This window comes from Paenibacillus farraposensis, assembly GCF_020736845.1.
Classification (GTDB): domain Bacteria; phylum Bacillota; class Bacilli; order Paenibacillales; family Paenibacillaceae; genus Paenibacillus; species Paenibacillus farraposensis.
This window is the reverse complement of record NZ_JAFFQR010000080.1, coordinates 1-264: the sequence shown is the minus strand read 5'-3', so window position 1 is coordinate 264 and position 264 is coordinate 1. Positions and strand designations below refer to the sequence as shown.

General features: G+C 54.5%; 1 rRNA gene. It reads left to right on the top strand.

Annotation, left to right across the window (positions count from 1 at the left end):
* Positions 1-264: ribosomal RNA gene (locus JO375_RS13475) — 23S ribosomal RNA — on the top strand; the annotation flags it as partial.

Genomic DNA, 264 nt, shown 5'->3' with positions numbered 1-264 from the left:
GTTCCCTCCGAGACGGATCCCGAGTAGTGCGGGGCACGTGAAACCCCGTATGAATCCGGCAGGACCATCTGCCAAGGCTAAATACTCCCTGGCGACCGATAGTGAAGCAGTACCGTGAGGGAAAGGTGAAAAGCACCCCGGAAGGGGAGTGAAATAGATCCTGAAACCGTGTGCTTACAAGAAGTCAGAGCCCGATCTATGGGTGATGGCGTGCCTTTTGTAGAATGAACCGGCGAGTTACGTTCCCGTGCAAGGTTAAGGTGA